At 67.2% G+C, this 22,416-nt stretch carries 22 protein-coding genes; 16 read left to right on the top strand and 6 right to left on the bottom strand.

Annotation, left to right across the window (positions count from 1 at the left end; genetic code table 11):
* Nucleotides 1–88 precede the first annotated feature (88 nt).
* The 4 genes from StrepF001_RS16660 to StrepF001_RS16645 form a co-directional block, all read right to left on the bottom strand.
* Nucleotides 89–1,111 (bottom strand): ADP-ribosylglycohydrolase family protein, encoded by a 1,023-nt coding sequence (locus StrepF001_RS16660; RefSeq protein WP_129799009.1) that lies wholly within the window; start codon nucleotides 1,109–1,111, stop codon nucleotides 89–91.
* A gap of 119 nt (nucleotides 1,112–1,230) precedes the next feature.
* Nucleotides 1,231–1,665 carry a hypothetical protein gene (locus StrepF001_RS16655; protein WP_129799008.1) on the bottom strand — a complete coding sequence of 145 codons (435 nt, stop codon included), beginning with the start codon at nucleotides 1,663–1,665 and terminating at the stop codon, nucleotides 1,231–1,233.
* 598 nt (nucleotides 1,666–2,263) lie between these two features.
* A complete protein-coding gene (locus StrepF001_RS16650) occupies nucleotides 2,264–2,755 on the bottom strand; it encodes a hypothetical protein (RefSeq protein ID WP_129799007.1) in 492 nt (163 codons plus the stop codon).
* Nucleotides 2,756–2,773: 18 nt separating this feature from the next.
* Nucleotides 2,774–4,225 carry a helix-turn-helix domain-containing protein gene (locus StrepF001_RS16645; protein ID WP_129799006.1) on the bottom strand — a complete coding sequence of 484 codons (1,452 nt, stop codon included), beginning with the start codon at nucleotides 4,223–4,225 and terminating at the stop codon, nucleotides 2,774–2,776.
* A gap of 198 nt (nucleotides 4,226–4,423) precedes the next feature.
* Here StrepF001_RS16645 and StrepF001_RS16640 point away from each other — a divergent pair, with 198 nt between their 5' ends.
* From StrepF001_RS16640 to StrepF001_RS16610, 7 genes are all read left to right on the top strand, one after another.
* Nucleotides 4,424–4,837 (top strand): hypothetical protein, encoded by a 414-nt coding sequence (locus StrepF001_RS16640; protein WP_129799005.1) that lies wholly within the window; start codon nucleotides 4,424–4,426, stop codon nucleotides 4,835–4,837.
* A 284-nt stretch (nucleotides 4,838–5,121) separates the two neighbouring features.
* Nucleotides 5,122–6,009, top strand: coding sequence for a glycosyltransferase (locus tag StrepF001_RS16635; protein ID WP_129799004.1), 888 nt, complete (start codon nucleotides 5,122–5,124; stop codon nucleotides 6,007–6,009).
* On the top strand, nucleotides 6,006–6,887 hold the full coding sequence (locus StrepF001_RS16630; RefSeq protein WP_276322826.1) for an aminoglycoside phosphotransferase family protein: 882 nt from the start codon (nucleotides 6,006–6,008) through the stop codon (nucleotides 6,885–6,887). The genes StrepF001_RS16635 and StrepF001_RS16630 overlap by 4 nt, the downstream gene beginning before the upstream one ends.
* Entirely contained in the window at nucleotides 6,884–7,615 is a 732-nt protein-coding gene (locus StrepF001_RS16625; protein WP_129799003.1) for a glycosyltransferase, read from the top strand. The genes StrepF001_RS16630 and StrepF001_RS16625 overlap by 4 nt, the downstream gene beginning before the upstream one ends.
* Nucleotides 7,616–7,629: 14 nt before the next feature.
* Nucleotides 7,630–8,508, top strand: a complete 879-nt coding sequence (locus StrepF001_RS16620) for a PIG-L family deacetylase (protein ID WP_206306873.1) — start codon at nucleotides 7,630–7,632, stop codon at nucleotides 8,506–8,508.
* Complete coding sequence (locus tag StrepF001_RS16615) at nucleotides 8,505–9,125, top strand: hypothetical protein (protein ID WP_129799002.1); 621 nt, start codon at nucleotides 8,505–8,507, stop codon at nucleotides 9,123–9,125. Before StrepF001_RS16620 ends, StrepF001_RS16615 begins: the two co-directional genes overlap by 4 nt.
* Before the next feature lie 7 nt (nucleotides 9,126–9,132).
* A complete protein-coding gene (locus tag StrepF001_RS16610; protein WP_129799001.1) occupies nucleotides 9,133–10,191 on the top strand; it encodes a glycosyltransferase in 1,059 nt (352 codons plus the stop codon).
* Here the strand turns inward: StrepF001_RS16610 and StrepF001_RS16605 are convergent.
* Nucleotides 10,161–11,204: a phosphotransferase gene (locus tag StrepF001_RS16605; protein ID WP_240797529.1), complete on the bottom strand. Its 1,044-nt coding sequence runs from the start codon at nucleotides 11,202–11,204 to the stop codon at nucleotides 10,161–10,163. The genes StrepF001_RS16610 and StrepF001_RS16605 overlap by 31 nt on opposite strands.
* Nucleotides 11,205–11,598: 394 nt before the next feature.
* Here StrepF001_RS16605 and StrepF001_RS16600 point away from each other — a divergent pair, with 394 nt between their 5' ends.
* On the top strand, nucleotides 11,599–11,970 hold the full coding sequence (locus StrepF001_RS16600) for a hypothetical protein (protein WP_129799000.1): 372 nt from the start codon (nucleotides 11,599–11,601) through the stop codon (nucleotides 11,968–11,970).
* A gap of 372 nt (nucleotides 11,971–12,342) precedes the next feature.
* On the opposite strand, the gene StrepF001_RS16595 is transcribed toward StrepF001_RS16600, so the two are convergent.
* Nucleotides 12,343–12,879, bottom strand: a complete 537-nt coding sequence (locus StrepF001_RS16595; protein ID WP_129798999.1) for a hypothetical protein — start codon at nucleotides 12,877–12,879, stop codon at nucleotides 12,343–12,345.
* A 107-nt stretch (nucleotides 12,880–12,986) separates the two neighbouring features.
* Here StrepF001_RS16595 and StrepF001_RS16590 point away from each other — a divergent pair, with 107 nt between their 5' ends.
* From StrepF001_RS16590 to StrepF001_RS16555, 8 genes are all read left to right on the top strand, one after another.
* Nucleotides 12,987–13,343 (top strand): hypothetical protein, encoded by a 357-nt coding sequence (locus StrepF001_RS16590; protein WP_129798998.1) that lies wholly within the window; start codon nucleotides 12,987–12,989, stop codon nucleotides 13,341–13,343.
* 831 nt (nucleotides 13,344–14,174) lie between these two features.
* Nucleotides 14,175–14,624 (top strand): hypothetical protein, encoded by a 450-nt coding sequence (locus tag StrepF001_RS16585; protein ID WP_129798997.1) that lies wholly within the window; start codon nucleotides 14,175–14,177, stop codon nucleotides 14,622–14,624.
* A 74-nt stretch (nucleotides 14,625–14,698) separates the two neighbouring features.
* Complete coding sequence (locus StrepF001_RS47940) at nucleotides 14,699–15,604, top strand: hypothetical protein (protein ID WP_240797528.1); 906 nt, start codon at nucleotides 14,699–14,701, stop codon at nucleotides 15,602–15,604.
* 95 nt (nucleotides 15,605–15,699) lie between these two features.
* Nucleotides 15,700–16,917 (top strand): peptidoglycan-binding protein, encoded by a 1,218-nt coding sequence (locus tag StrepF001_RS16575; RefSeq protein ID WP_240797527.1) that lies wholly within the window; start codon nucleotides 15,700–15,702, stop codon nucleotides 16,915–16,917.
* Nucleotides 16,918–16,919: 2 nt separating this feature from the next.
* Complete coding sequence (locus tag StrepF001_RS16570) at nucleotides 16,920–17,633, top strand: ABC transporter ATP-binding protein (protein WP_129798995.1); 714 nt, start codon at nucleotides 16,920–16,922, stop codon at nucleotides 17,631–17,633.
* Nucleotides 17,627–18,898 (top strand): ABC transporter permease, encoded by a 1,272-nt coding sequence (locus tag StrepF001_RS16565; RefSeq protein ID WP_129798994.1) that lies wholly within the window; start codon nucleotides 17,627–17,629, stop codon nucleotides 18,896–18,898. The genes StrepF001_RS16570 and StrepF001_RS16565 overlap by 7 nt, the downstream gene beginning before the upstream one ends.
* A gap of 75 nt (nucleotides 18,899–18,973) precedes the next feature.
* Nucleotides 18,974–21,364, top strand: a complete 2,391-nt coding sequence (locus tag StrepF001_RS16560; RefSeq protein ID WP_129798993.1) for a glycoside hydrolase domain-containing protein — start codon at nucleotides 18,974–18,976, stop codon at nucleotides 21,362–21,364.
* Nucleotides 21,365–21,735: 371 nt separating this feature from the next.
* Nucleotides 21,736–22,410 carry a hypothetical protein gene (locus StrepF001_RS16555; RefSeq protein WP_129798992.1) on the top strand — a complete coding sequence of 225 codons (675 nt, stop codon included), beginning with the start codon at nucleotides 21,736–21,738 and terminating at the stop codon, nucleotides 22,408–22,410.
* Nucleotides 22,411–22,416: the final 6 nt, after the last annotated feature.

The raw sequence follows: 22,416 nt of genomic DNA, 5'->3' as shown, positions 1-22,416 counted from the left end.
AGGATGATCGCGTGCGGAGCGCATATCAGGCCACGGACTCACTGCAGCCCTCGTCATCTGGCTCCGCACATGATCGACCGGACAAGTCTCAGGCGTCCCAGAGCGCTCCCAGGGCAAGCAGCTCGCCCCGGTACTCGATTCGGTCCGCCCACTGAGCGGGCCAGGCTTCCGCGCCCAGCCAGGCGCCCGCGAAGGCACCGGTGAGGCAGGCGATCGAGTCGGAGTCGCCGGAGGAGCAGGCGGCTCGGCGCAGGGCGGTGACGGGCTCGTCGGGGAAGAGCAGGAAGCACAGCAGGCCGGTGGCGAAGGCCTCTTCGGCGACCCAGCCCGCACCGGTGGCCAGGCACGGGTCGGTCTCCGGCGAGACGGTGCGCACGGCCTCCTGGAGCCGGCCGAGGATCTCCAGGCACTCGTCCCAGCCGCGCGCGATGAAGCGTTCGGGGGTGGGGTCCTGGGAGCGGGTCCAGAGGTCACCGAGCCAGGTGTGGTGGTAGCGGGTGCGGTTGTCGCAGGCGTACGACCGCAGTTGGCCGACGAGTCCGGCGGGGTCGGCGCCCTGGGCAAGCAGGTGCACGGCGCGGGCGGTGAGGTCCGAGGCTGCCAGGGCCGTCGGGTGGCCGTGGGTGAGCGCGGACTGCAACTGGGCGGCACCGGCGCGCTGTGCGTCGCTGAGCCCGGGGGCGAGCCCGACGGGGGCCACGCGCATGTTGGCGCCGCAGCCCTTGGAGCCGAGCTGGCTGGCCTCCTGCCAGACCCGTCCGTCCGCCTTCAGCAGATTGCAGGCGGTCAGGCAGGTGTTGCCCGGGGCCCGGTTGTTCTCCGGCGACTGGTACCAGTCGACGAACTCCTCGCGCAGCGGCCGCTCCAGCCGCTTCGGGACGAGCACGCCCCGGCCCAGGGCGGTCCTGAGTGCGCGTCCGAGGGCCAGGGTCATCTGCGTGTCGTCGGAGACGAACGCGCGCTTCGGCAGCTCCATCTCCCGCCAGGGACCGCACTTGGCGAGGATCGAGGGCACGTCATTGAACTCGGTCGGGAAGCCGAGGGCGTCCCCGAGGGCGAGCCCGATCAGTGCTCCGGTCGCGGCGCGCTTGCTCACCGTCGTCGTGGTCATGCAGGAAGCCCCTTCCCCCACTTATCGTCAAGGCGACCATAATCGGGGGAAGGGGCTCCTCACAACCTCCGGAGCCCGCCCTGATCCAGCCTGATCCAGCCTGATCCAGACCAAAGACCTCAGGCCCGCTCCGCGCCGTCTTCGTCGGTGTCGTGCCCTGCTGTCGTCCGGACTGTCGGATCGAGGGGCTGGCCAGCCGAAACTGTCTGATGGGAAGTCATGTCCGTGTGAGCTCCGGCCAGTTCGACGAGTGGGTCGGAGAGTCTGTGCACAGGCGCCACCACGATCGGCAGGTCGCCGCCGCCCGCCAGACCCTCATCCACCTGCAGGCCGCCTACGACCAAACCGCCCCCACCGCCCTGGCTGCCCTCGCCCGACACGAACCGCAGCCACACACGGTCAACCGCTACGCCCACACAGTCCGCGAGATCGCGCCCGCCCACGCCGAGCAGATTCTCACCGAGCCCGCCTGGGACGCCCTGACCGCAGTCCTGGCTGCCGCCGAAGCCGCGGGCCACGACCACGCCACCGTCCTCCAACGTGCCCTCACGCAACGCTCCTTGGACGACGCACAGTCCCCGGCGGAGGTCTTGACCTGGCGCATCAAACGCCTCGGCGAACGCCACGCCCCCAGCCATCAAGCCCGCGCCCACGCCGCACAAGCCGCCAGCACACGCCTCCCTCACAGCCGGCCCACCCGCAGGCCACAGCAGATACCCCTCCCGCCCACACACCACAGCCGCCTCGACCACACCGGTCACGGTAGACACCCGGCCCCATCGAGCAGAGGGACACATGAACTGAACGTCCCCGGTGTTCCGTTTCGGAACGCGCCCTCTGTTCCGCCTCGGAACAACCTCCTTGTTCCGAGGCGGAACACCTCGCCTTCCCGGAACGGGATACGCCTCAATAGCGATCACCACGTGCAGCCCCTCAGCCAGGCTGCTCAGCCCGCCTGGCGGGCCTTGTCGACAGCCCCCGCCAGGTGGGCGTCGACCAGGGAGGGGCTGCCGGAAACCACGACGACCACCGTCCCAATGCGCACGGCCGACTGCTTGACGACAAGCGTCCCCCACGGCCTGGTCGCGGCGTTTGAGAAAAGCCCGATCTCCTACGGTGAGAGGGCTGGTGCAGGTGCAGTGTGGACACTGCTCAGCCCTTGCGAGCTGCCCCATCCGGCCAGACCACGTCTACTGGGATACCGGCCGCCTGCGCTTCGAGGACGGTGTCGGCGGTGCCGCCGCCCTTGCCGGTGGGCGGTTCGCCGTTCCATACGGCGACGAGGCGGTCGGCGCGTTCGATGAGGACGGCATTGGCGGCTTCGTAGGCTTGCCGGTTGGCCGTTTCGTGGGAGAGGACGAGGACTTCCTCTGCGGCCTCGACGAGGTGGTCGAAGAGTGGGGCGTGGTCGGGCTTAACCTTGTTCTCTCGGTAGTCCTCGGAGGGGATGACGACGGTCAGGCGTCCGCCGGCGGCGAGGACGGCTTCGGCGAAGAGTGAGTCGGATCCCTTGGCGATGCAGGAGACGCCGACGAGATCGCCGTCCTCGGCGTACTGCTTGAGCAGGTCGTCCAGGGCGGTGCGGACCAGAGGGATGGTGTCCTCGGTCAGGTCCATGTGCCCGGTCACCGCGATGGTCGTCACGGTCCTCGTTCTCCTCTTTCAGGCCGACAGCAGGTCGCGGATCCTATCGCGGGCCTCGCGCACGGGTCGGGCCGTGCTGTTGCCCACGGTGTACGGGTAGAGCTCGCCGAGCTGGGCGCGCACGCGGCTGGAGCGTGTGGCGCGCGCTGCGTCCACGGCGCGGTGGGTTTCCTTCACCGCCGCGTTCACGTCGCCGAGCAGGAAGTGGCACTGGGCCAGGCCGATGCGGTCCAGGGCATGGCTGCGGCTGGCTTCGGGGCCGCGTCGGTCGAGGGCCTGGCGGATTTCCGTGGCTGCGGCTTCGGCGTGTTGTTTGGGGTCCTGGCGGGCCAGGTCCAGGAGTCGGCCGCCAGTGGTGCCGGCGAGCTCGGCCTCGTTGAAGTAGGCGATCCAGTACGGCTCTTCGCCCCGCTTGGCAGCCACCAACGCCTCGGCTGCCTGGGCGGTGGCTCGTTGGAAGGCTGCGGTGCGGCCCATCGCCGCGTACGCCCACGCCTCGCGGGTGTGGAGCATGGACCGCACTCGGGGCCCGGCAACGTGCCGAGCACCGTCCTGGGCGAGGCGGATGAGTTCCAGGGCGTCCTGGGGTTGGTCGCAGTAGAGCATCTGGCGGGCCATGCCCGCCAGGACATTGGCTCCGAAGACCAGGTCACCGCCGGCGTGGGCGGCGCGCAGGGCGAGAAGGTAGTACTTCTGGGCGCGGCGCTGGAGACCCGTATCCCAGGCCATGGTGGCTGCCGTACCGGCGAGCCGGGCCATGACCTGGTAGAGGCGCTGTTCGACCCGGGGTGCCTGGTGTTCGTCGAGGTGGGCGGCCACTTCGCTGAGCTGGCCGAGCACGGCCTTGCGGCGCAGCCCTCCGCCGCACTTGTGGTCCCAGGCGCGGAACGCGCGGGCAGTGGACTCCAGCTCCTCGATCTCCCGTGCGCCGAGTCGGCCGCGCCGTCGTGGTCGTGCGGCGGAGGCCGCTGGCTGGAGCCACCCCTCCAGCGGGTCGAGCAGGGCGGCGCCGGTGATGGCGGCCCCGGCCAGTGCGCGGGTCGCCGCGCGTCGGTCCATCACGAGATCGCTCCTCGTCAGGTTCGCGGCCAGGTCCACGGTGGCATCGGGCCGCCAGGGGACCTCATCGGTGCTGGGCCGCTCGCCCTCAGGCTCCGGCGACGGGTCTTCCTGGACCGGCCGGGTTTCCCAAGCACGCGGAGCGAGTCCAAGGAGATGGCCCGGGATCCGGAGCCCGTCGGCGATACGGCAAATGACCTCGAAGCTCGTGACCTGCTGCTGACCGCTGATGATCGTCGAGACCTTGCCGGGGGTGAGGTGGCAGGCGGAGGCGATGCGGTTCTGCGACAGGCCGCCGTACTTCTTGATCAGGGCGAAAGCGGCTGCGAAGTCGTGCTCTGCCAGGGCTCGGCGGACATCCTCGCGTTCGAGGAGGTCGGGAGCGAGCGGGCCGGGGGTGGTGGCGTCCATGGGCCAACTTCCGGGTTCGATCGTAGGCGCGATCAAGCTTCGTACGAAGCCGGAAACGAGTGTATTCCCGCCTCGGTAACACCCACTGGTCATACCGCAGTTGCCGATGGCCGATGACGCTTGGTGAGCGCCTGAACCTCGTCGGTGACGGACTCCGGGGGTTTGGGCGCACCAGACCCCAGCGGACGGAGGAGAGCCATGGCCCTGCACTCACATCAGTCCCGCCTGCCGCGGGCAACCTGGGCGAGGCGTCTGAGCCAGCCGACACTCGTCGCGGCCGGTCAAGAGTGGGACGCCATCCGCGTCGAGGCCGATATCGGCGTACGGGCGGTGCGCTTCCTCGAAGCCTCCGGCACCCCGGTGGGACCGGTGCTGCACGACCAGGGCAGCGGCCAGGCGTACTTCCTCACCCCGCCCGGCACCGCACAGAGATGGCAGCAGGACCAGACCCACGCGCTCGGCGAGGGTTCGTGGGTCGTGCTGGCTCCGTCGGGCTGGGAGGGAGGGCTGCTGCGCTGGGTGAGCGACCCGGCTGACGGCCCCGCATACACGGCAGCAGGTGACCTCACCATCGCGTTGACCGTCGCCGCGGGTGGGGAGATCAGCCGATGATCCCGTGGATCGGGGATGCCGAGAGGCGGCTGTGATGCGGCGCGCCGTGGACTGGCTAGCCCGCTTCACAGGACCGCTCGTGATCGTGCTGATCTCCGCGTCCTGCGGCTTCGTGATCGGCGTCGCAGTCGCCACCGCCCCGTCGCCCCCCTGAACTCCCGCTCTCTGCCAGTGACCGCAATCCCCTCAAACGGCACCCCAGCCGCATGGCCAGGCAGAGACCGGGCCACCGGCCCGGCTATGTGCAACACGTATCCACTCCACGAGCGGAAGGTGGACCCGCCGTGTACGCGTTCGGTCTCTGTATAGACCGGCACTACCTCACCCCCGGCCTCGCTGTGATCGCTGGCCTGGCGGACAGCCTCACCGTCAGCGCCCGCGGAGACGCGGCGCTGCGCGTCCTCACCCTTGACCTCACTCCGGCCAACGCGCTGCTCCTCTCCGATCTCGCCAAGCGGGCTGGCTTCGGCTCCTTCGACCTTGCGCATCGTTCTCCGCTGCGCGTCTCGCGGATGGCTGACGTCTCGTACATCACCGTCACCACCTACCTGCGATTCGAGTTCACGGCGGCGTTCGTCCGCCGCCCGTACCTGATCTACGTGGACGCAGACACCCTCGTTCGCGGCGACCTGACCATCCCGCTCAACACCCTCGAACCAGGTGAACTCGGTGCAGTACCCGACGAGTTCAACCCGGCCGTCGGCGAATGCCCAGCCCTCCCCGGCGTCGCGGAACGCTGGCCGCACCTCAAGGGCCGCCCCTACTACAACGCCGGTCTGCTGTGGGCCCACACCACCGACCTCCCCGACATACGGCGCGGCGTCGGTCGTGCCCTGGTCCGGCAGCGTCGGCACATTTTCTACAACGACCAGGACGCCCTGAACCTGTGGCTCCTTCACACCGGCCGCGTCCGCCCGGTCGGCGCCGGCTACAACCGATTCGAAATCGGCCGGTACCTCGAACGCGGCAACTGGGTGCGTCGCGTGGTTACTCGCCCCCTGCGCCCCGACACGGCCGCAGCACTCGTTCACTTCGTAGGCCCCGAGAAGCCGTGGCAGACGGAATGCCCGCGTACGGACGAGGTCCGTGAGTACCGCATGCTCCTGCGGCGCACCCTGCGGCACGTCCGTGCGCTGGGCGCTGCCCACCCCGAGCCCGTGGGGCTTCGATGAGCACGCCCCCTCCGATGATCTCCCGCGCCTGCGCGACGCTTCTCGGCACGCCTGCCCGGACTGCGGAGCGTCTGAAGACGGGTTCCCGCACGGCCGTGTACCGGGCCCGCCTTCGCGACGGTCGGAGCGTGATCGTGAAGCTGTACGCGCATACCGCCCGCCGCAATGCGCTCACCGAAGCGACGGCGATCCGTGCGGCGGCGGCCTCCGTGCCTGTCCCGGAGATTCTCGGCTGCGGCACCGCCTCCGATGAAGGCGCCACGGCGCTCATCATGTCCGACCTCGGCACCTGCACCCTGGGCACCTCCGTACGCGCCGACCGCATCCCGCGCTCCGAGGCACTCAAGGACCTTGGCGGCCTCCTCGGCCGTCTGCACCGGGCGCCGGTCGCGCGGTCGGTTCCGCGACGCCCGTTCTTCGACGTCGTCTCCTCACTGACCGGCCGCTGCCCGTCCGAACTGCTCGACCAGATCGCCCCCGCGCTCTCCCTCATCGCCGACACCCCCGACACGGCACCGACCGTGTGGCGCCACGGCGACCTCCACTTCGACAACGTCGTCCTCTCCGGTGCCCAGGACACGCGCTATCTGGTCGACTTCACCGACGCCACCCCCGGCCAGCGGGAGTCGGACGTCGCCCACGCCCTCGTTATGACCGCCGCTCATACGCCGTGGGATCGCGAAGCGCTCACCAGCAGATACCCGCTCGCCCTGGACAACGCCCGTCTGTCGGCCTGGGTGGTCTTGATCACCGTCCGCTGCTGGGCTCATTCCGCCCCTGGCGAGGACCAGGCGCTGTGGTCGCGCCGACTGACCGGCCTCACCCACCAGACACCCCACCTGTTCCGCACTCGGCGCACGGAAAGGACTTCCCGATGACCGGCCCCGGCCTGGCAGTCGTCATCCCCGCCCACAACGAAGTCGCATATCTGCCGCGCTACCTCCCCACTGTCCTCGCCTCCCTTTCCCGATGGGAGGAGACCAGCGGCGAGCAGGGGGAGGTGATCGTGGTCGACAACGCCTCCACTGACGCCACCGCCGACATGGCCGCTTCCTTCGGCGTTCGCGTGATCAGCGAGAGCGTCCGCAGCATCGGCCGGGTCCGCAACAGCGGCGCGGCCGCTACCAACAGCCGGCGGCTGTTCTTCACGGACGCCGACGTCGCCCTGCCAATGGAAGCCATCAGCGCCGCAGCTGCCGCGATGGACGCGGGGGCTGTCGGCGGCGCCATCCCGCCCCTCTACACCCCCAAGCGGCTCGGGGCGCGGCTGCTGTGCGCGTACTGGGACCACTACCGCGCCGCCCACGGCGGCGCGCAGGGCGTCGCCCAGTTCGTCACCGCCGCGGCCTTCAAGGAGGTGGGCGGATACCGCGACGACCTGTTCATGAGCGAGGACATCGACTTCTTCACGCGCCTGACCACCCATGGCCGCGCCACCACCGCCCCGGTCGCGATCCTGGACGACCTGCGCGTACGCCCCTCCACTCGCCGTTACGACCAGTGGTCCAGCCTCCGGATGCTGTGGTGGCAGAACCCCGTGACCGCCCGTCTGCGGCTGGGCTCCGCGCGCATGTGGCGCCACTGGTACGAGACGACCGTCCGATGAACCAGGAGCCTCCCATGACCTTGTCCCTGCCGGTGCCGGACGCGGAAGGGATCTACACATTCCCCGACGACCTCGTCCGCGCCCATGAGGAGTGGACCGACCACCTCGTCAAACGGCACCGCTCCCACGACCATCACGTCATCGAGCTGATGGCCCCGCACAACGGCCGCCCCCACTTCATCGAGCTGCGCCACCCGGCCGGCCGCCCCGTCCTCGCCATCGAACCGCACCATGACGACTTCGCGCTGTCGGCCTCCGGAACCTTCCTCGCCCACCCCCGCCCGCTCACCGTGGCCACGGTGTTCACCCGTTCCACCAGCGTCCACCCGGCCCTGGAGGACGCCTACACCACCGAGGACGTCGTATCCGACCTACGCAACAGGGAAGGCGCCGCCGCGCTCGCTCCGCTCGGCGCCACCCGGGTCCTCCTCGGCCACAAGGACGCCAACCCGCCGTACCGGCCCTACAGCCAGGCCAGCCTGGAACAGATCACCGACGAACTCCGAGAGGTCGTCGACGCCCACCCCGACGCCGAACTCCTCGCCCCGGCCGCCGTCACCCGGCACCCCGATCACCTCCTCGTGCACGAGGCCGCGGTCCGTCTCGGATGCCGATGGTTCTGGGAAGACCTCGCGTTCTGGTCCACCTATGCGCTCGCCGGATGCGACCAACACCTCTTCCGCGCCCGCACCGGCCCGACCATGACCACCGAACTGGTCGACATCACCGAGGTGATCCTCGACAAGGCCACCGTCTTGCGGATGCACGGCTCCCAGATGCATCCGGCCCGAAAGATGTACCGGCCGATCCGGCACGCCTGGACCATCACCGCCGACCTCCCAACCGGCACCGGAACCTACGCGGAACGCTTCTACCGGACGGAGTCCCCGTGAAGATCATCGCCCTCGAAGGGCCCTCGTACGCGGGGAAATCCACCGCGATACAGCACCTGCGCAACCGCGGCATCGAGGAACGGGCATACGTGTCCGACTGCTACGTCCAGCACATCGCCCACCGCGACGATATCCCCCCGGCCCGCACCGACTCCGCAGCCGCACAGCTCGCCGCCTTCGAGACGTTCATGGACATCGAGAACGCCCGTGTCCGCGCAGCACTCGCCAGCGCCGGCCCCGTAGCGATCCTCGACCGTTCCGTCGACACCCTCCTTGCCCACGCCCACGCCCACGCCCTCGACGCCCTGTTCGGCTACGACGTCCACCACCAGCTCCGCGACCGACTCCAGCAGCTCCCGTTCCTCCGCCCCCATCACACCCTCTACCTCGACGTACCCGCCGAAGTACTGAGCCTGCGCCGCAAAACGGCCGGGCACACGGCTGCGGAGTCCGACTACTTCCTCCACGATCCGGCGTTCCTCGCCCATGCGCGGGACTACTTCGTCTCCGGAGCGCGACCACCGGTCTCGCGGAGGGTAACAGTCATCCCCGTCGACACCGGCCCGGCCGACATCGCGCACGCGGTGGAGTCCCTCGTCACGTTCTGGACGAGGTGACCGGCCGATGCCCACAGCCCTCTTCGCGTGGCGGCGCACCCCACCCCCGCTCCTCATCGGCGGGGCCGAGGTCACCCAGCAACTCCTCGCCGAGGAACTCGCCGCAGCCGGCTGGCAGACCGTCTATCTGGGCTCCCACCAAGCCCCGTGGGACCAAGCCGAACAGCTCCCCCAGCTACGCGCTTTCCTCGCCGCCCACCACAGCCACTACGAGGAGACACAGGGCGAACTGCGCTACCGGTGGAATGGCGTGGACTGCATCGCCGTACCGCAGCACCGGACCATGTCAGTCCTCAGCGGCCTGCTGTCTGGGCTGCGGCCCGACGTCTTGTTCACCTCACAGGAAGGTGCGGCCGACCTCGCCGCACAAGCCCGGTCGGCCACACTTGTCGCGGGCATCCTGCACTCCGTATCGAAGACCGGACTCGGCGTCCTCGCCGGCCACCCGCACTACGGCCTGGCCGTCTCCGAATTCGTCCTCCGACGGGCACCACGGACCGACGGCACCCGACTCGCCGTCTTCCGTCCGCCGTTCGCACCGCCTCAGCCGAGCAGCCACGTGTCGCGCACCGGGTCAGTGCTCATGGTCAACCCGATCCCCGCAAAGGGCGCCGACCTCCTGCACCAGCTCATCCGCGTCATGCCGGAACAGCACTTCACCCTGGTCGAAGGCTGGTGGAACACCGCCGCCCAATTCGCCGCCTACCCCAACGTGGCCTTCGTCCCGCGGGTCTACGACATGGCCCCCCTCTACCGCAGCCACCGACTGCTGCTGGTGCCGTCCATGGTGGAGGACGCGTTCCCCCGGGTGATCATCGAAGCCGCGCTGCACGGGACGCCGAGCATCGGCACGGACCGGGGCGGTATTCCCGAAGCCATCGGCACCACGGGGATCGTCCTGCCTCACACGGCTGGATCACAGGTGTGGGCGGACGCCATCCGCGCCGCCGACTACGAGACTCTGGGGGAGCAAGCCCGTCAGCAGGCGGCGCATCTGGCCCGGCCGCGACTGCCGGACCTCGAAACTCTCGGGATCTACCCGGCGGCGAACGCGTCCTCGACCTGATCGAGCCGGTCGGTCCACCAGTGCAGCAGCGCCTCGTCCGCGGTGAACAGCTCATCGCAGGAGAAGTCACCGCGGTCGTAGTGGAACTCCAGCTGCCAGAAGTCCGTCATCCGCTTCCACCACAGCCTGCGGACACCGTCCACGAGCGCGGTAGCTTCCAACGGCACCACGGTCCGGTAGCCGCCGACGAACGCCGAGACACGGTCGAGGTCGAACACCCCGTCCACCCCGAACTGCACCTGCGCCGTCCGGGCGACCTCTTCGGCGTAGGGGCGCACGCCAACGCGATCCCAGTCCAGGACGGCGGCAAGCTCCTCGCCCTCCCACAGCAGGTTCCGGTACTGGAAGTCACCGTGCGTCCACCCATGGGTGCCTTCAGCGGTCGCGTGCCGCGGACGGAGATCAGCGTGCTTGGTGATCAGTGCCCGACGGTGATCGAGAGCGACGGAGGTCGCCGCGTCGAAGGCACTGCCGATCCCTTTGGCGGCTACTGCCTCGGACAGCCGATGGGACTTCTCGACGGCCCTCTCCGGCAGCGTGACGTCCGCCGAAACCGCATCGGGCACGACAGGCAGCAGCCCCCGACCGCAGACCCGGCCCAGGCTCACATGCAGGCGCCCCAGGTGGGTGCCCAGCGAGGCCGCCTGACTCAGGCTGAGGTCGATACCCCGGACGTGGGCACCTGCCGCCCACGGGAACAGGCACCACACGCCGCCGGCAACCTCAGCGACCAGGGAGCCGGCCGTGGTCATGACCGGAGCACTGACAGGAATGCCGTCTTCGGCAAGCGGGGCAAGGATGCCAAGGTTGCGGCTCAGCCGGTCCCGGGGCACGTCGGTGACCCGCTTGAGGGCGAACGCCCCGGCCGGAGTGTCCACCTTCCAGTTCACGTTCATCAGCCCGTCCGCGAGGTAGCGGGGCCCCCGTACCTCTCCAACACCGAAGGCGTCGGCCAGCCGGGCGAGAACTCTGCCCGGAATGTCAGTCCGGTCAGCCACGGTCGCGTCAGTCACCCGAGGGACGATACGCGAGCACAGCACACCCAGGCATGGGGATCACGCACGTCACCCCCGTGGTCTCCCACTGGGGCGTTGAACAGGCAGAACACGCTGCTCCGTGGTTGCAGTTCTGGTTGCATTCACCGGCGTTCACCCCCGTTCAGAAACCCCGCCCGTCCATGCCGCACCGCAGGTCAGGACGCTCCCGCACATCCTCGTACCCCCAGACGAACATTTGGGAAGCGTGTTTGGGGCAACCAGTCACGAACCCTTCGCCCACAAACCGGGCGTGCCTGACGCCTTGAGCCGGTCTCCCCCGCGACCTGCGCGGATTTGGACAAACGTGGCTGTCCAGGTTTCCACGCTGTGTCTGCGCGGACATGGCAAGCACGTTGGGGTGCTATCGGGGGTGAGCGTGTTCCATCACTTAGGGCCGGAACAGTCGCGGTGGACGTGGGACCACGACGGCGACGAGAAGCTGTATGGCATCGCGGTGCGCGCCTGCATGGCAGCGCCGGAGATCAGCAAGCACTACGGGGCACGGGAGCCGGTAACGCGAGACGCCGTGCGAGCAGCCGCATACCAGCCGGAGTTCATAGCGGAAGCATTCGACTTCACCCGCACGCTGTACGTCGCCTATCGCCGTGCAGCACGCATAGCCGAGCAGGTAGAGGCGGAATACGAGGCGGCCCGAGCTCAGCTGGTAATCGACTGGCCGTTAGAGCCGCACTACCGCGGCTCCGCTTCCTTCCCCGACTCCGTGCCCTCCACGTGCCCTTAAGAGCGGAGAACCACGGTCAACAGCAGTATCTCCCGGCACACACGGCCTCCGCTGGGAGAAGGCATCCCCACAGGTCAGAGCTGCAGGGCTCGCCCAAGCGCCGTCGCTTCCCAAGAGGAACCATGGCCTGCGGTGCCCGGTCGCGTCCGGCGTGTCCTGGGACAGCATGACGATGCCCACAGCGAATCCGACCGCCCAGGGGAACTTCACGACCAGGAAATACTGAGGCGCGCCGGTGTCCCAGAACCCCGCGTATACCTTCGAGTTCAGGCTCGCGAACAGCGCGGTCAGCACGATCCACGCGCCGAGAACAGAGACCAGGGCTGGAATGAGCACCCGTACGGCCCGGAGGGCTGCGGCTTCCAGGCGCCACTAGGCAATGACGCCGTCGCCCTCGTCCCAGGTGTGCCGGGCCAGGCGGCTCAGCCACTTCTGCGCTTGCCCAGCGGTCCAGCCGGAGCCGGAGGCGGGGCCGTAGACGGCTGGAATGTAGGCGTCGAGCAGATGCTGTTCGATCTGCCCCTGTGTACGGAACCGCTCGTCGAACAGGTGGTTCGGGTGTCGCCGCGGGTCGTCGCGCGAGCCGTCGCACACCGCACGCGCCATGGCCACCATCAGAGGCGAGCTGAGCACGGAGCGCAATGCGGCGGCCGGTGTGCCTTCGGGATCGCAGCGCAGTCGGTCCAGCACCGGCGCCCACACGGTGGCCAGTTCACCCTCGGCAGTGCGCAACGGCGGTGCCGCGGTGGCCAGATAAGCGCAGGCGGTGTCGAGTGCGACGGGCAGCAGCTCCACGACGGTGGATCCGGTTAGCGCGTCGGTCGAATCGACGACGTCGGCGTACTCCTCGGTCCGGCTGGTGAGCAGCAGCGGGGTGCTCTGGTCGAGCTCCGCGTTGAGACGGCGCATCGCCAGGGGGCGAACGGACTCAGGGAGTTCATCGAACCCATCCAGCACGGGCAGGATGCGCTCGCGGGTGAGCAGCTCTTGCGCGAGAGCGCGGCTGGTGGCACTCAGTGGCCGCCTCCGAAGGCGGACACTCGCTCCACCTCACCTTCGGCGTCCAGACCGCCACCGGTGCCCAGCTCCTGTCCTGGCTCGCTGACGACCTGCGTCGACACGAAGTCCTGCGCGAAGACCTGCCCGTAAACGCGACCGGCGCCGCGCAGGTGATCTATCTGGAGCGGCTGCGCAACGAGGTCACCACCGCCCTGGAAGACCCAGAGCTCATCGGCCGGTATGCGGCGATGCGCGACGAACCGACCTCACCCGCCTGCGGCCGAGTCTCCGGGCATGTTCACAAGCCTCTCTGCAGTTGCAATCGCCGCCAAGCACCATCGCAACGGCACCACCCACCCAGAATCCCAAGATGACGGACCCCGGGTGGCCCAGCCGGCGGACCACCGACCGCCATGTCGACGACGTGGCGACGATGTTCGAGATCCGGCGACGCCACGCCGCTTCCTTGGCGGGCTCCAAGCCCCACTGAGACTCAGGGCCCGAATCTGCTGAACCGTGCCGGAGTTGCGCGATGCACCTCCCTGTCGTCACTGTTCAGCCCGCCAACGGCACCTGTCCTGTGCCCCGAATCGGGCCACTTCCCGTTGACAGCGTTGCGCCCGCACCTCCCGGCACGGGGACGATCAGGAATCCGGCCCTCCCGTCGGGCCGCGTGTCAACGCGTGGCGCCTTGGTGTGCCGTGACTGGCCATCGGCCCCGCACGGTGCGCCGGCGAAGCGGCCTTCGCAGCCGCGGGAGCGATGCCGGCGCCCATTCTCAGGCGGATTCACCCAGCCAAGGCCACGTCACTCATCGTTTCCTAATCGTAACCTCCGAGCCGCACGGGGCGCTCGCCTCGTGCAACGCCCGTGAATCGCTCCACCCGTTGACCTGCCTTGCCCCCAGAAGCGGCAAGATCCACCTGATGCCCGATTCAAAATCCTTGAGGTCTCTTTCTTGGGCTTTGCATTCACCGTCCACGTGACGTCGCGTCAGCAACTCACCAAAGGTTGTACGACACTGCGTAACGATCTCGAAACGTTCGTCAACGGTGGGTGATTTATTACCTCTTGAAAAACATCGAACCTGTGTGTGTACTACGGTCTGTATCAGTAATCACAGGCGCATTCTGGGTCTGCGGTTTCTAGATCCAGGGTGGGGACCCGCACATCCCTGTATGCGCAAAAACCAAGGGGAGGGCAAAGTGCGTCACCTCAAGAAGTCGGTAATGGCCATTGCGATGGCAGCAGCTATGGGGGCTGGCATGACAACGCCGGCGTCGGCAGCGAGCGGGGACTACAACAACTATTGGTTCGGCTGCAACTACGAATCGTCGAACACGTTCAAGTTCCGCATCTTCTACAACTCGAACCTTGCTGGCGACTACCGGAATATCGGCTACGCCGTTTACGACTTCGACTCCGTCCAGGACGGCACGGGCTACAGCCCGCTCACGTACTGCGGATTCAGAAGCAGCGGCAGTGGCCAGCGCGTGAAGAACAATGCCGCGTCCGCGCGTAACAGCCACGCCACTTACACCGGGGTTCTCTACTACAACAGCGGTTACAAGGGTGCGGCCGACTACATCTGGGGCACGGTGAACCAGCTGGAAGCCACGTACAACGAAAACGCTTCGTTCAACTGGCAGAGCTGACCGACAGGGGCGCTCGCGATTGACGAGCGGGCGCCCCGGCTGGCTCTTTTTCTACCGACCACGGAAAGCCCCCCATGCCGTCTCTTCGCAAGTTTCGCTCATCAGGCTCGACTGCTGTTGCCATGGCGGCAGCCGCAGCGACCTTCATGCTCGCCGGGTGTTCCTCGACACCGGATAATGAGGGTCAATCCGAGTCGTTCGACTCGAAGGACCCGCAGAGCTGGGTTCTGCCTATCCAGACGTACCTGCCGACGGATCAGGAACAGGGTCAGCTGTCGCAGGCAAAGAAGATTTTGATCAGCGACTGCATGAAAGGTTTTGGGTTCGAATGGACTCCCGCGCCTGATCTACCCAGGGTCGGGCCGAAGACTCTGACCGATTGGCGTTATGGCATTCATGACATGGCGCTGGCCGAGCAGCGGGGGTACAAGGCTGACGCCAAGGAGCAGGAAGCCTATGACGCTGCGGTCGACAAGGGCGCTGTCGATGGCACGACGGCCGATGGACCGGACGCACAGGCCCTGAACGGCGGAATTCAAGAGGTCGACGGCAAGAAGGTTCCCGAGGACGGCTGCGTGGGCGCGGCGAACAGGGAGATCGACGCTGACGCGATACAGGCACGCGCGGCCCTTGAGCTGGCGAATGCGGCATTTGTGAAGTCCAAGGAAGATCCCAAGGTCGTCAAGGCGTTCGCGGACTGGTCGGCGTGCATGAAGCGCAGCGGATACAACTACAAGCAGCCGTTGGATGCGAGCGACGACTCCAAGTTCAGTGGCACCGAGGTGAGTTCAGAGGAGATCTCGACTGCCACAGCGGACATCACGTGCCGTCAGAAGACCAATGTGGCGTGGATCTGGTTCCAGGCCGAGTCGGCGTTGCAGAAGAGTGCCATCGAGGATCACGCCGAGGAGCTCTCGGCGGAGCGGAAGAAGATCGACGCCGCGGTGCGGAGCGCCTCGAAGATCGTCAAGGGCGAGTAGGGCGTCTCATGACTGAAGAGAACCTCTCGGTCGAGGGGGCCAGGACGCGTCGGCGGCAGGGCGGGCTGAAGCGTCGGCGGCAGGCCCTGATCCTCGTGGTCGTCGGCTCGGTGGTCCTGACGGGGGCGGGCGTGGCTGCTGCGTCCTTCATCAAGTCCCCGGCTCAGGCGGCCGCCGACACGCGCCCCCCGCCGACCAGCGTTCTGACTGCTGCGGTCCAGAAGAAGGTCCTCTCCGAGACGGTCATCACCCGTGGCAAGGTCGCTGCCTCGCAGCAGATCGACGTGTCGGGAGAGGGCATGGGGGAGAAGGACGCCGGCCGTTCGATCGTGACCAAGGTGGCCGTCAAAACAGGTAGTCCCCTGCGCATGGGGCAGCTGTTGCTGGAGGTCTCCGGCCGCCCGGTGTTTGTCCTCAAGGGGGAGGTTCCGGCCTATCGGGATCTCAAGCCCGGCAGCACCGGAGAGGACGTAGCCCAGCTGCAGAAGGCCCTGGGCGAACTCGGCTATACCTCGGGCAGCGACCCCGCCGGAGCCTTCGGCTCAGGAACCGAGCGTGCGGTCGAACTCTTCTACCAGGCCCATGAGTTCACTCCCGCAACGGAACAGGGTGACCCTGTAGCGACGCCGAAGGAGAGCGCCCCGACAGGTGAGACGGAAACGGGCGATGTCCCGGATGAGACGTCAACAGCCCAGTCTCACACGATAGTTCCGATGTCGGAGATCACCTACGTCCGTGCCGAGCCGGCGTACGTGGAACAGGTATCGGCTCACGTGGGGGACGAGGCGTCGGGTGACCTCGTCTCCATCTTGGCTGGGGACCTCATCGTCAACGGCTCGGTGAGCGCGGACGCCAAGGGGCTGGTGAAGCCGGGGCAGAAGGTGTCCATAGCCTCCGAGGTGACCGGCGACCGTGCCACCGGCACGGTCGAATCGGTAGCGGCCAAGCCCTCCGAGCCGCAGAAGGATGCCGAGTCTGCCGCCCAGTCCGGCAGCGACACCTACGCGGTGAAGATCAAGCCTTCCGGCGGGCTGCCTGCCGCCCTGGCAGGCGAGGATGTCCGGCTCACCATCACCGCCGCGTCCTCCGGGAAGGCGGTCCTGGCGGTCCCGGCCTCAGCGGTCTCCGCCGGAGAGGACGGGCAGACCACCGTCACGGTGCGTCGGGGAGAGCAAGAGCGCCGGGTAGTGGTCGACACCGGGATGACGGCGGATGGCTACGTGCAGGTCACTCCGGCAGAACGCGATGGCCTGGCTGTGGGTGACCGCGTCATAGTCGGGGTGGACGCGTCAGGTTCGACGGGGGGCAGTTGACCATGGCGCACCCCGCTCGCCCCGCGGTCATCACTCTGGAGGATCTCGGGCTCACCTACCCCGGCCCGCCGCCGCTCACCGCGCTGCATCCCTGCGATATGCGGATCGAGCACGGCGAGTTCGTCACCATCGTGGGCCCCTCGGGCTCGGGCAAGTCCAGTCTGCTCAATGTCCTAGGCCTGCTCGACAACCCGACGCGGGGCCGCTATCTGCTCAACGGCATCGACACGTCCACGGTGAACGACAGTCGGCGGGCGGCTCTGCGGGGACAGCAGATCGGCTTCGTGTTCCAGTCCTTCCACCTTCTGCCTCACCGCACCGCCCAGGAGAACGTCGAACTCGCGATGGTCTACCAGCGGACGCCACGCCGCGTCCGGCGGCAGAAGGCCGCCCAGGTCCTGACACGTGTGGGGCTGGCCCATCGCGCCCACGCTCTTCCGACCCATCTGTCCGGTGGCGAGCGCCAGCGCGTGGCGATCGCCCGAGCCTTGGTCGCCGAACCCGCGCTGCTGCTGTGCGACGAGCCCACGGGCAACCTTGACAGCGACACCGCGGCCGCCATTCTCGACCTTCTCGACCAGCTGCACAGGGACGGCATGACCATCCTGGTCATCACGCACGACGGCAACGTTGCCCAGCGGGGCCAGCGCATCATCACCATCCGCGACGGAGTGCTCTCCGAGGCGCTCAACACCGAGGCGGCAGTGCCATGTTGAGCCGCCATCGCCGCAAGGACGTGCCTGGTGCGGTGGCCCGTCACCACGCCTCCGTCCGCTCACGGTTCTCGCTGAGTGACCTTGCGTCCGAGGCCGTGGCAGGCATCCTGCAACGCCCTGCGCGCTCAGCCCTGACGTCCCTGGGGACCATCCTGGGGGTCGGCGCGTTCATCGCAGTACTCGGCCTCACGGGCACCGCCGCAGCCCAGATCGACACCCGCTTCAACCGGCTCACCGCGACCGAGGTGACCGTGGAGGACACGGGCGGACGCGACGCGGATCGCGTACCGCTGGCCTTCCCCAAGGACGCCGACCGCAAGATGGCCCATGTGAACGGGGTCGAGGCCGCCGGCGTGTACTGGAAGGTCCGCCTCGCCCCCGGCGAGTCGGTCCACTCCTCCCCGGTCGGCGACGGCAACGGTGCCGTGTCCCAGACTCCTGTCATCGCAGCCTCCTCCGGTGTGCTCTCCGCAGCCAAGCCGCACTTCGTCCAAGGCCGCGGCTACGACACATTTCACGACGCACACAACCAGTCCGTAGCCGTGATCGGGTCCTCAACGGCTGCCCGTCTGGGCATCAGCACGCTCCGGACACAACCCGCCCTCTTCATCGGCGACACCGCTTTCACGGTGATCGGCATCTTCGACGACACCAAACGCATGCCGGACTTGCTCCTGTCCATCATCGTCCCCAGAACCACCGCGGAACAGGTCTGGGGGCCGCCGCAGGACGAGCGCGCCAAGATGCTCATCTCCACGAAACTGGGCGCCGCATCCCAGGTCGCGCACGAGGCCGCCCTGGCCCTGCGACCCGACCACCCCGAGTACCTGCGCGCCATTCCGCCGCCGAACCCCAAAGCTCTCCGCAACGCCGTTAGTAGCGACCTGGGACAGCTGTTTCTCCTGTTGTCGATCGTCTGTCTCGTCATCGGGGCAGTCGGCATCGCCAACACCACCCTGGTCGCGGTCATGGAACGCATCAGCGAGATCGGACTCCGTCGCGCGCTCGGGGCCCGCGCCTGCCACATCACCTGGCAGTTCCTGACCGAATCCGCCGCCCTCGGCCTCGTCGGAGGGATCGCCGGAACGTCACTCGGCACAGCAGCCGTCGTCGGCGTCTCGCTCCACAACGAATGGACCCCCGTCCTCGACCCCGCAACCCTCGCCTCAGCCCCCGCCATCGGACTCGCCACCGGCCTGCTCGCCGGCCTGTACCCGTCCTGGCGCGCAAGCCGCATCCAGCCCGTCGAAGCGCTGCGGCGCTGACGCCGCCCCTCACCACCCGCAGGTGCCCCAGTCCGCAGGGACATTCCTGCCCACTCAAACGAGAGGAATCCAGATATGGCAGACGAGAAGGTTCTTGAGGCTCAAAAGTGGGTCAACGCTACATACGGCGGCGTAACCGGCTACACCAAATGCCCTGAAGACGGCCAAACGGGTTGGGCCACGATGTACAGCCTGACAATGGGCCTACAGCATGAATTGGGCATCAGCCCCGTCGTCGCCAACTTCGGCGACGGAACCCTCTCCAAGGTCGCCGCCCTCGGCACCATCGGGATCGGATGGAACAAGAACGATAACATCGTCAAGATCCTTCGCCATGGGCTCTTCTGCAAAGGTTACTGGGGCGGCGACACGGGCGTTTCCAGCTTCGATCCGGTCGCGGCATCATCCGTAGACCAGATGAAGGAAAACATGGGACTTGCCAAAGATGGCGGCGTCGTCCAGCCCAAGGTTTTCAAGGCCATCTTGAACATGGACGCCTACGTAGTCCTCGCCGGCGGCACGGAAAAGGTGCACGAGATCCAGCAGTGGCTAAATGGACGCTACTGGGGAAAGAGCACCTTCTACATCGGCCCCACCGACGGTCACTACTCACGGGATGTCCAGCAGGCCCTGATGAAGGCTATCCAGATTGAAATCGGAATACCGGAGAACCAAGCAACCGGAAACTTCGGAGCAGGCACCCAAGCCGGCCTGAAGGCAAACACTGTCGGGCCTGGATCGTCGGGGATCTTCATGCAACTGTTCTCCGCCGCCTGCGTTTTCAATGAACCGGTACCCGGCGCGGCTGAAGACGACCAGAGGACGCACTTCACCGACTCCTGGGATTCCGACATCGACGGCTGGGTGCGCGAATTCCAGTACTTCTCCGCACTCGAAGTCACCGGCAGGGGCGACTACAGGACGTGGGCGCAGCTCTTGGTCTCCATGGGAGACCCGGACCGGCCTGCAACCGGGTCGGACACCGCGTACACCATCACCCCGTCACGCGCCCAGAAGATGGTTGCGGACGGGTACATGTACGTGGGCCGGTACCTGAACGAGGCATCTGCCGGCGGCGGCTCGAAGATGCTCGAAGAAGGCGAGCTGGATGACATATTCGCTGCCGGTCTGCGGGTATTCCCCATCTTCCAGGACAATGGAAGATCACTCGACGAGTACAATTGGCCCAATGGCTACGCTCACGGCCGATGGGCTCACGACCAAGCTGTGCACTTCGGATTCAACCGGGGCACCGTCATCTACTTCGCCGTCGACTACGACGCCACAGTCGCAGACATGCCGAAGATCATCGACTATTTCCGCGGGGTGAGCTCCGGCCTGTCCTCCAAGGGTAAGCGTTACCTGTTCGGCGTCTATGGCTCACGAAATGTGTGTACGCAGGTGACCCAAGAGACCTATGCCACCTATTCGTTCGTCTCTGGCATGTCATGGGGATTCTCCGGAAATCTCGGCTTCCCGTTGCCCGCGAACTGGTCCTTCAACCAGATCAAGGAATACCAGGTCACCAACGGCAGTGACACCTTCTGGCTGGACCGCGACGTACGCCGCCCCAAGTCCGACAACGGCCAAAACAGCGTCAACCGCCCGGTTTCCCCTGCGGCAGAGTTCATCGCGAACATCGACAAGCTGTACGGCCTGGCTCAGAGTTACGGCAAGGGCGACCCGAACCGCCTGGCCACGGACTACTACCGACAACTGCGGTATTCCGGTACACAGTGGCAAGCACTCATCGCCGGCGTCGACTGGTCGTTCATCGACTATGCGAACGATAATGGCGCCGAGTTGCTGTCCGACCTCAATGACCCGTTCACCGGCTTGACTGTCGGACCCCAGCACCTCCTTGCCACCGCGGCCGGACAGCTCATCAAGCCTGCCTCGTCCGATCGGCATACGGCCAATGAAGGGGACGTAGCCGGATGGGCCGGCGACTTGATGACGTTCTATGGGGAATGGCGCCGTGACAGCGACTCCTACGCCTCCGGCTACACCTACTGCACGGAACGCATGGCGAAGATCGGTGTGGAATCCTCCTTCGCGATCGGCGATCTGATCGAGGATGCCGACGGATTCTTGCTGGCAGAGAAGATGAGAGCCGGCACGCCCATCAACAAGGCTGTCCGGGACCACTACGAAGGCACGGGCGGAGCCACGCGGTTCCAGGACTATGTGGCTCAGCGGTTCGGCAGCTCCGCAAGCACTGCGTCCGACGCGGCCTACGCCATCCTCACCAACACCACGAACCTCATCATCTCCGGAGGCCGTGCCTACCTCGTCCTGAGCACTGCCGGCGAGGGCGTGATCCTCCCGCACCTGCTTCCCTCGGACAAGCTGCGGGAGTACTGCAACGGCTTCGCGGACTCGCTCATGGCCCGCGCTGGTCTGGAGGCGCGCAGCCAGGCAAAGTACCTCGCAAACCATGCGGAGTCGTTCAGCAAGGAATCGTAAATGGGTAGTTGGGTCATCGCGGTAGCCATCGTTGCGATTGGTTCGTCGTGCCTCCGCTTCCGCGAGGGGAAGCGTCTACGTGGAGCTGCGACCGCCAGCCTCATCATTGCCTTCTTCTGCTACCTCATGGGAGCAGGCCAGGTCCTGTTCGCTGACCCCGCTCGCATGTGCGAACCAACCGTATCCATACCTGACTGGGACCGATACGAAGAAGCGTTCTTTCCCCCACATGCAGCCTGCCAATGGGACGACGGCCGCACTTACGACCTCGTCTCGTCCTGGGTGAACCCCCTCCTGTTCACCGCCCTGGGGACAGCCACCATGTGCATCGTCGCACTCGTGGCCTCCCGCTACCGGAAAGGATCACTACGTTGAACGACACCGCCCCCGTACTCAGCCGTCGCCAAGCTCTGGGAATCGGCGCCGGCGTTGCCGCCGGAGCCGTGTTCGCCGCTCTTCCCTCCACTGCAGTTGCTGCCCCGGCAGGCCGGGAGTGGAAGGGCAGACGGTCACAGAACGGCTGGACTGTCATTGCCAGCGACCAAGCCAAGAAGTTCCGGATCGAGGGCACCAACGTCAACGTGACGCTGCGGGACGGTGATGTTGCCACGGTGCTGCTCTACGTGGCTCGACGGTTCTCCTACGAGATCGACATGCTCCGCTCCGGTGACGTGGAGGGCCACACCACGGATCGGCACGTCGGCGCCGAGTTCGAGTCCAACTACCTCTCGGGGACGGCGTTCGCGATCCGTCCGCTCCTGTACCCCCTCGGGGCTTCGAAGAGCACGGGCATGTCGTCCGCGGAGCGTACGGTGATCGCCGACATCCTTGCCGACTGCTCGGGGGTTGTCGCGTGGGGTGGCGAGATGGACCCGCTGAAGGAGTCCCACTTCCAGATCGACGTACCGCCCAGCGACGCACGACTGAGCCAGCTCGCCCGGCGCATCCAGGAATGGAACGACACTCCGGGCCGGGGTGCGGGAGCCATCGACGCGTTCGCCCCGGCACGGATCCGGCGGGCCAAGAAGGCTGCGCAGGCGCGGTAAACCAGT

The organism is Streptomyces sp. F001 (assembly GCF_004187715.1).
GTDB classification, from domain to species: Bacteria; Actinomycetota; Actinomycetes; order Streptomycetales; family Streptomycetaceae; genus Streptomyces; species Streptomyces flavusporus.
This window is presented reverse-complemented; position numbering and strand designations above follow the sequence as displayed.

Excerpts from the sequence above, each read along its gene's own strand:
- StrepF001_RS16610 (WP_129799001.1), top strand. The coding sequence starts at position 9,133 with ATGCCCACAGCCCTCTTCGCGTGGCGGCGCACCCCACCCCCGCTCCTC.
- StrepF001_RS16570 (WP_129798995.1), top strand. The coding sequence starts at position 16,920 with ATGGCGCACCCCGCTCGCCCCGCGGTCATCACTCTGGAGGATCTCGGG.
- StrepF001_RS16645 (WP_129799006.1), bottom strand. The coding sequence starts at position 4,225 with ATGGACGCCACCACCCCCGGCCCGCTCGCTCCCGACCTCCTCGAACGC.
- StrepF001_RS16560 (WP_129798993.1), top strand. The coding sequence starts at position 18,974 with ATGGCAGACGAGAAGGTTCTTGAGGCTCAAAAGTGGGTCAACGCTACA.
- StrepF001_RS16625 (WP_129799003.1), top strand. The coding sequence starts at position 6,884 with ATGACCGGCCCCGGCCTGGCAGTCGTCATCCCCGCCCACAACGAAGTC.
- StrepF001_RS16595 (WP_129798999.1), bottom strand. The coding sequence starts at position 12,879 with ATGCGCCGTCTCAACGCGGAGCTCGACCAGAGCACCCCGCTGCTGCTC.
- StrepF001_RS16620 (WP_206306873.1), top strand. The coding sequence starts at position 7,630 with ATGACCTTGTCCCTGCCGGTGCCGGACGCGGAAGGGATCTACACATTC.
- StrepF001_RS47940 (WP_240797528.1), top strand. The coding sequence starts at position 14,699 with ATGCCGTCTCTTCGCAAGTTTCGCTCATCAGGCTCGACTGCTGTTGCC.
- StrepF001_RS16660 (WP_129799009.1), bottom strand. The coding sequence starts at position 1,111 with ATGACCACGACGACGGTGAGCAAGCGCGCCGCGACCGGAGCACTGATC.
- StrepF001_RS16640 (WP_129799005.1), top strand. The coding sequence starts at position 4,424 with ATGGCCCTGCACTCACATCAGTCCCGCCTGCCGCGGGCAACCTGGGCG.
- StrepF001_RS16565 (WP_129798994.1), top strand. The coding sequence starts at position 17,627 with ATGTTGAGCCGCCATCGCCGCAAGGACGTGCCTGGTGCGGTGGCCCGT.
- StrepF001_RS16630 (WP_276322826.1), top strand. The coding sequence starts at position 6,006 with ATGAGCACGCCCCCTCCGATGATCTCCCGCGCCTGCGCGACGCTTCTC.